This window comes from Microcoleus sp. Pol8_D6, from assembly GCF_036700965.1.
Taxonomy (GTDB): domain Bacteria; phylum Cyanobacteriota; class Cyanobacteriia; order Cyanobacteriales; family Microcoleaceae; genus Microcoleus.
Genome location: NZ_JAUBPW010000032.1, coordinates 68,519 through 74,906, shown reverse-complemented (window position 1 = coordinate 74,906; position 6,388 = coordinate 68,519). Strand labels below are relative to the sequence as shown.

The window sequence follows — 6,388 nt, the reverse complement described above, 5'->3', positions numbered from 1 at the left end:
TCTTGGTAATTTACTTTCATACAATCGTCCTTTTGCTAGAAGTGCTATTGTAGCATATTTTTGGAGAAGTGGTATAATTTTGGCGACGTGTTCCCAAACGTTAGGATAAAGATTGATGCCTGAAAGAGTGGTTTGATTGTCTTCGTCGTCGGTGCCCACCCACAGCACGATCCCTCCCCGGTTTTTAGCTTCTGCTGCTAAATCAGCTACGAGCGATCGACCAATTCCTTGTCCGCGAAATTCTGTTCTCACTAGCAGCGGGTGCAGTTCCCAAACATTACCGTCATACTGTTTAATCCCGCCAATCCATCCCAAAACTTGATTGTTGTCGCCGACAGCAATTCGACTGATGCGATCCGGTTCCAAAGATTCTTGCACTTCTTGCAAAGCAGATTTTATATCGGGCCAAGCATGGGGCCAATGCTCTTTAAAACCTTCAACTATTAATTTAGCTACCTGTTGAATTTTTGGCTCGTCAACCGCACGCAAATCTGTAATTTGTACGTTCATGAATTTACATACTAAATCAAGGATTACGGACTAATACGCTCACAAACCGGATTTTATAACCGGGGAAACGGTCAAAACGAAATATTATTCATAGTCTTCAGGCTTTTTATGTTCCAAAGCGAAAAGTTATTATTAAAAACTTGCGATCGCCCGTTAGCGCAGCCCTCGAAGAGGATCGCCAATTCCCCGCAAAATACTAACACAAGTGCCGTACAATTATCCCACCATCCGGCATCAACCAACCTGCTAACCCTATGCTTTGCGATTACCTAGTACAAATCCTCACCGCCCGCGTCTACGATGTTGCTCAAGAAACTGCCCTAGAATGCGCCCCGAATCTATCAGCACGGCTCAACAATAAACTTTTGCTGAAGCGAGAGGATATGCAGTCGGTGTTTTCCTTCAAGCTGCGGGGTGCGTATAACAAAATGGCGCAACTGTCGCCGGATTTGCTAGCACAAGGTGTCATTGCAGCTTCCGCGGGCAACCACGCCCAAGGAGTCGCTCTCGCCGCCCGCCACCTGGGGACTCGTGCGATCATAGTCATGCCCGTAACGACGCCGCAGGTGAAGGTAAATGCGGTGATAGCCCGTGGTGGAGAGGTAGTCTTGCATGGGGATGCTTACGATGATGCTTACGCTTTTGCGCGTCAATTAGAGGCGGAAAAAGGTATGACTTTTATTCACCCTTTTGATGACCCCTACGTGATTGCTGGACAGGGTACGATCGGCATGGAAATTCTGCGGCAACATCAAAAACCAATTCACGCGATTTTTGTGGCAATTGGTGGCGGTGGATTGATTTCGGGAATTGCGGCCTATGTCAAGCGGTTGCGGCCGGAAATTAAGATTATCGGCGTCGAACCGGTGGATTCCGATGCCATGAATCAATCGCTGAAAGCCGGTAAACGGGTGCGTTTGTCGCAGGTGGGTTTATTTGCTGACGGCGTTGCTGTGCGCGAAGTGGGGGAGGAAACTTTTCGGTTGTGTCAGGAGTATGTGGATGAGATTATTTTGGTGGATACGGATGATGTTTGCGCGGCGATTAAGGATGTTTTTGAAGATACGCGATCGATCTTAGAACCTGCCGGCGCTTTGGCGATCGCAGGTGCGAAAGCTTACGTGGAACGGGAACAAATCGCAGGAGAAACGTTAATTGCTGTGGCTTGCGGCGCGAACATGAATTTCGATAGGCTGCGTTTTGTAGCAGAAAGAGCCGAGTTTGGCGAACGCCGCGAAGCCATTTTTGCAGTCACAATTCCCGAACAACCGGGAAGTCTCCGCAGGTTTTGCGAATGTCTGGGCAAACGCAATTTAACTGAATTTAGCTATCGAATTGCGGATGAGAAAGAGGCACATATTTTTATCGGCGTACAAATTCAAAACCGTGCGGATGCGGTGAAGATAGCCGCAAGTTTTGAAGATTGTGGCTTCAAGACTTTGGATTTAACTGATGATGAATTAACGAAGTTGCACGTGCGGCATATGGTGGGCGGGCGTTCGATGCTGGCGAATCATGAATTGTTTTATCGCTTTGAATTTCCCGAACGTCCGGGTGCGTTGATGAAGTTTGTCGGTTCGATGAGTCCTAACTGGAATATCAGCGTTTTTCACTATCGAAATAACGGCGCAGATTACGGGCGAATTGTAGTGGGAATTCAGGTGCCGCCGGATGAGATGCAGGAATGGCAGGCTTTTTTGGATACGCTGGGCTATCAGTATGGGGATGAGAGTCAGAATCCGGCGTATAAGTTGTTTTTGAGGTAGGGTTTTTTGGGAAAGTTACTTGGTTTATGAAGGAGGCGGTTGAAACCGCTTCTTGTCAAACGAAGTCTGCCTCCGCAGACTAAGAAATAAAGGGAGTATTTAAGCCGGACTTGGTATGGCATCATGGGGTGCATGGGAAAAGCTGGTCGAGTTCTGAGAGAGGTGCTGAACACCTATGGCATTAGCCAAAACAAATTGGCGATCGCAATGGGTGTGCGAAGTTCTGTTGTCTATCGTTGGTTTAATGAGTTGATAGATCCAACGGTCAACACGCTTGTCAAGATGGTTGTGGCGTTAAAGTTGCTCGATATAGATGCAGCGCGGGAGTTTGTGCAGCGCTATTGGGGTGAGATTTTGGAGGATGAGGGTGAGGGTGAGGTCGATCGATCTACAAACACAGAATAGAGTTAATGATAAAATTATGGCAGAGTGGCAATGACACCGAATTCAAAGCGATGACAGCAGCACTTCCCTTTTCTCTCACTCTCGAAGCTTTCCTCAAACTACCGGAAACTCAACCTGCAAGTGAATTTATTAACGGACGCATTCACCAAAAGATTATGCCTCAAGGCAAACATTCTCGTTTGCAACTCAAGTTTTGCAACGCTGTTAATCTAGTTGCGGAAACAGAACGAATTGCTCTTGCTTTTCCTGAATTGCGCTGTACTTTTGGCGGGCGTTCTATTGTACCTGATGCTACAGTATTTGCTTGGGAAAGAATCACTTTTGAAGCCGATGGCGAAGTTCCGAATTCCTTTGAATTTCATCCCGACTGGACAGTAGAAATTTTATCCCCAGACCAGAAAGCAACTAAGGTGATTAGTAATATTTTACACTGTTTGAAATACGGGACTCAGCTCGGATGGTTAATCGATCCAGAGGAACGGTTTATTTTAGCATTTATTCCCGGACGAGAACCAGTTGAGTTAACGGGACAAGATCGGTTGCCCGTGCCAAGTTTTTTAACATTAGATTTGACAGTGGAGCAGGTTTTTGGGTGGCTGAAAGCAGGTGGATAACTTGGCTCTAATTTCGAGCAGATCGCAAATTCCGCACATCCTCAATAGTGAGTCCGGTTGTTTGACTGATAGTTGCATCATCCAGGCGATCGAGCAATTGCCGCGCGATCGAAACTAAGATGCGATCGCGCGGCCGTATGATATTCCTTACGTTGAGACGATTTGGTAGTTGCGGGCGATCGCACTTGGGTTTTCTGGTTAGGGCGATCGATGAGCTCTAGCTGCACACCACATCGCAAATAAATTATAGTGGACATTAACGCTTCAACTCAATATCGAACTCAAGCCGAGAACGATAAAAGTGAACGTCAAATTCTAAGAAGAAATTTGTCTGTCCCAGAATCAATGATACGCTGTCACTTTTTGCCCAAGCAAATACTAATCTTACCGGAGCAAACTCCCCTATTTCAGCCATGAAAAATACTGGCATCGCTGGTTGATTACCAATGTTACCAGCAAGTCGAATAATGGCTTTACTGTCATCCCAAACTAAGCCAAGCTGAGTTCCTATTTGGTAAGGCAATACATTCACGGTTGCACCGCTATCTACTAACCCAACAACTTCGACTCCCTGGTTATTGTGGTGCAGAATCAAGGGAATGCGGGGTAAGCTATCAAACTCATCTTGAGAGGGGTCATTGGTAGAGTATTGGAATCGCATAATACTCAGTTTTCATTGTTGTTAGCCAAATTCATTGCCTGCATCAAAGCTGCACCAGCACCAAAAGTATCGTAGGGTGTTGGTAGGTAGTAAATCTTGTAAGGTTCCAAAGGGGAAATATCCTCAATGATATCTTCTTCCGCCATTAGAATGCGGATTAACTCTCGTTTCTCGATCGCAGACAGTTGTCTAATTGTAGGGAGTAATTCTGTTAGTGTCATCAGTTGTTTTCCTACGATGCGTCTATGTTAACGGTAGCAGCTTAGCGTAGTAATTGCAACTTCCAGGGGAGCTTGGCAAAAATAGGCGCGATCGCATTTTAGTTGCGATCGCGCGGGCGTATGATATTCCTTACGTTGAAACGATTTGGTAGTTGCGGGCGATCGCACTTTGGTTTTCTGGTTAGGGCGATCGCATTTGCAGTGACAAGCTGTTTACTTTTAGCTTCTGCTTAGATCAATATGCTACTTTTCAAGAACATAAATATTATCACCTTTGTCGGAGTTATCAGGCAGACTAAACTCCACTTTGTATGTAGAAGCACCTGTGATGTCTATTTTTTCCCTCAATGCTTCACCACGATTTAAATCAACATTCTTTCGTAACTTTCCGTCAATGTAGACTTTAGCTACTATACTATCCAATCGCGAATTTTCAGGTAAGGCATATGCTAAAGGAAGCTCACCAAAATTTTTCTGAATTTTACACAAAATCGACCGAGGATTGTCTCTAGTAACATATAATCTTGATACAGATTGCTCGGCTTTATTTGCAACAGGAATTATCTCTGTGTATTCGCCATCACTGAAGATGCTATTACCAAAAATTTTACACTCGACTTTTGGTGGCTTCGCCGAGATAGGAGAGGGTGGATTAGGTGAAGATTCCGTAGGAGTAGGGCTAACTGGGACAGGAGTTGGTTTATCAGGAGGTGTTTGCGACGTTGAGGCTGAGATACTCTTTAACATATACGTCCTTGTTAAAACTGGATTTTTTTCTAGATCAATTATCTGACTACTTGTTTCAAATCCCTCTTTCCTCAGCGTGATTTGTACATCTCTTGTGCTAGGTATTTTAATTTTGGCGTAGCCATTTGAATCTGTGAGTGCTGTCGCTGGTGCTCCCTGCGATTTGAATTCAACGTTAACACTTAAAAGAGGTTGTAGAGATTCCGTTTGAACACTAAGGTCAACCTCTTTCATCTCAGCATCTTTAGAAGATTGATTAGTTTCAAATCCGAAAAAGCGACGAACTTCGGGAGTCGTGACAGCTACTATAATAGCTAAAATTGAAAGCAAAATACCGATATAAACAGTCCACTTAGATTTCACAGAGTTACTTCCTTCTAACTAATTTTTTATCATGCCTTAAATATCCATACATCGGTGCAAACGGAATTTCCGAACTTTTCGATAATTAATTTGTAATACAGGAAATTTATGGTTGCTGACGGGGAAACAAGCAGCGTAAAATCTAAGTGAGAAAAGGGTTTAAGCTGATCGGCTTCACAAACATAGAGGCAGGCGATCGCCTTTTGTTTTTTTGAGTTAGGGCGATCGCTCATCTTTATTCAGGACTTGTACATTGAGGATCTTTTCCTGGACGACTTACGCAAGCTCGAGTATATGGTATATCTCCAGACAACATACCGGTAACTTGAGGTTCTGGATAATCATCTTGCATACGCAGAGACGGATATGGTTTTTTATCTGTGCCATCAAAGTAAGTCTTTGCACCATCTTTGCCCTCAAAATAAATCGTTGCACCAGGCACTGTTGGCATCTTGACCCAACGAGCATGACATTTATCGGAGTATTTTATCTCAAGATTTAGATTCTTGAACTTTTCTCCTAACTCTGGAAAACTTACGAGTTCGGTAGTGTAAATACTCATGTCTTGATCGCAAATATTTTTGGGAGCACGTCCTGTGCAAGTGTTTGCACGGCAACTTCTTAAATCAGCCTTTATTTGGTTTTTTTTTAATATATACTTTTTTGTTAAGACTGAATCTTCTTTTATATCTACTGTCTCACTAATTGTTTCAAACCCCTCTTTCCTCAGCGTGATTTGTAAATCTCTTGTGCTAGGTATTTTTACTATGATGTAGCCATTTGAATCAGTTAATCCTGTCGCTGGCCCTCTCTGCGATGTAAATTCAACGTTAACACTTGCAAGAGGTTCTAAAGATTCAGTTCTCACCATGACAGGAACCTCTTTGATTTCAGCATCTTTAGGAGCAGGAACCTCTTTGATTTCAGCATTTTTAGGAGATGGATTAGTCTCAAGTCCCAAACGATAACGAACTTCGGGAGTGGTTACAGCTACTATAATAGCTAAAACAGAGAGCGAAATACCGATATAAACAGTCCACTTAGATTTCACCTAGTTACTTCCTTCTAACGAATTTTTATCATGCCTTAAATATCTATACA

Annotated in this window: 9 protein-coding genes and 1 pseudogene; 3 read left to right on the top strand and 7 right to left on the bottom strand. The window is 43.8% G+C overall.

Annotation, left to right across the window (positions count from 1 at the left end; genetic code table 11):
- A partial coding sequence (locus QUA10_RS15010; RefSeq protein ID WP_333083229.1) for a GNAT family N-acetyltransferase occupies positions 1–510 on the bottom strand: 510 nt, incomplete at its 3' end.
- Positions 511–743: 233 nt separating this feature from the next.
- Here QUA10_RS15010 and ilvA point away from each other — a divergent pair.
- The 3 genes from ilvA (at position 744) to QUA10_RS14995 (ending at position 3,295) form a co-directional block, all read left to right on the top strand.
- The gene (gene ilvA, locus QUA10_RS15005) at positions 744–2,276 is read left to right on the top strand and encodes a threonine ammonia-lyase, biosynthetic (protein ID WP_333083310.1); all 1,533 of its coding nucleotides are present in this window, start codon (positions 744–746) and stop codon (positions 2,274–2,276) included.
- A 132-nt stretch (positions 2,277–2,408) separates the two neighbouring features.
- The gene (locus tag QUA10_RS15000; RefSeq protein ID WP_333083230.1) at positions 2,409–2,681 is read left to right on the top strand and encodes a helix-turn-helix transcriptional regulator; all 273 of its coding nucleotides are present in this window, start codon (positions 2,409–2,411) and stop codon (positions 2,679–2,681) included.
- A gap of 50 nt (positions 2,682–2,731) precedes the next feature.
- Positions 2,732–3,295 (top strand): Uma2 family endonuclease, encoded by a 564-nt coding sequence (locus QUA10_RS14995; protein WP_445243583.1) that lies wholly within the window; start codon positions 2,732–2,734, stop codon positions 3,293–3,295.
- A gap of 7 nt (positions 3,296–3,302) precedes the next feature.
- On the opposite strand, the pseudogene QUA10_RS29120 reads toward QUA10_RS14995, so the two are convergent.
- The 6 genes and pseudogenes from QUA10_RS29120 to QUA10_RS14970 all read right to left on the bottom strand — a co-directional run.
- Positions 3,303–3,410 (bottom strand): annotated as a pseudogene (locus QUA10_RS29120) (Rpn family recombination-promoting nuclease/putative transposase); the annotation flags it as partial.
- Positions 3,373–3,552, bottom strand: a complete 180-nt coding sequence (locus tag QUA10_RS14990) for a hypothetical protein (protein ID WP_333083232.1) — start codon at positions 3,550–3,552, stop codon at positions 3,373–3,375. The pseudogene QUA10_RS29120 and the gene QUA10_RS14990, both read right to left, overlap by 38 nt.
- A complete protein-coding gene (locus QUA10_RS14985) occupies positions 3,552–3,956 on the bottom strand; it encodes a hypothetical protein (RefSeq protein WP_333083233.1) in 405 nt (134 codons plus the stop codon). The genes QUA10_RS14990 and QUA10_RS14985 overlap by 1 nt, the downstream gene beginning before the upstream one ends.
- Before the next feature lie 5 nt (positions 3,957–3,961).
- Positions 3,962–4,177 (bottom strand): hypothetical protein, encoded by a 216-nt coding sequence (locus tag QUA10_RS14980; protein WP_333083234.1) that lies wholly within the window; start codon positions 4,175–4,177, stop codon positions 3,962–3,964.
- 243 nt (positions 4,178–4,420) lie between these two features.
- Positions 4,421–5,287, bottom strand: a complete 867-nt coding sequence (locus QUA10_RS14975) for a hypothetical protein (protein WP_333083235.1) — start codon at positions 5,285–5,287, stop codon at positions 4,421–4,423.
- 235 nt (positions 5,288–5,522) lie between these two features.
- Positions 5,523–6,338: a hypothetical protein gene (locus QUA10_RS14970; protein WP_333083236.1), complete on the bottom strand. Its 816-nt coding sequence runs from the start codon at positions 6,336–6,338 to the stop codon at positions 5,523–5,525.
- Positions 6,339–6,388 lie beyond the last annotated feature (50 nt).

What these genes read in the sequence shown, in the direction of transcription:
- QUA10_RS15000 (WP_333083230.1), top strand. Translation starts at nt 2,409, where the DNA reads ATGGGAAAAGCTGGTCGAGTTCTGAGAGAGGTGCTGAACACCTATGGC.
- QUA10_RS14995 (WP_445243583.1), top strand. Translation starts at nt 2,732, where the DNA reads ATGACAGCAGCACTTCCCTTTTCTCTCACTCTCGAAGCTTTCCTCAAA.
- QUA10_RS14990 (WP_333083232.1), bottom strand. Translation starts at nt 3,552, where the DNA reads ATGTCCACTATAATTTATTTGCGATGTGGTGTGCAGCTAGAGCTCATC.
- QUA10_RS14985 (WP_333083233.1), bottom strand. Translation starts at nt 3,956, where the DNA reads ATGCGATTCCAATACTCTACCAATGACCCCTCTCAAGATGAGTTTGAT.
- QUA10_RS14980 (WP_333083234.1), bottom strand. Translation starts at nt 4,177, where the DNA reads ATGACACTAACAGAATTACTCCCTACAATTAGACAACTGTCTGCGATC.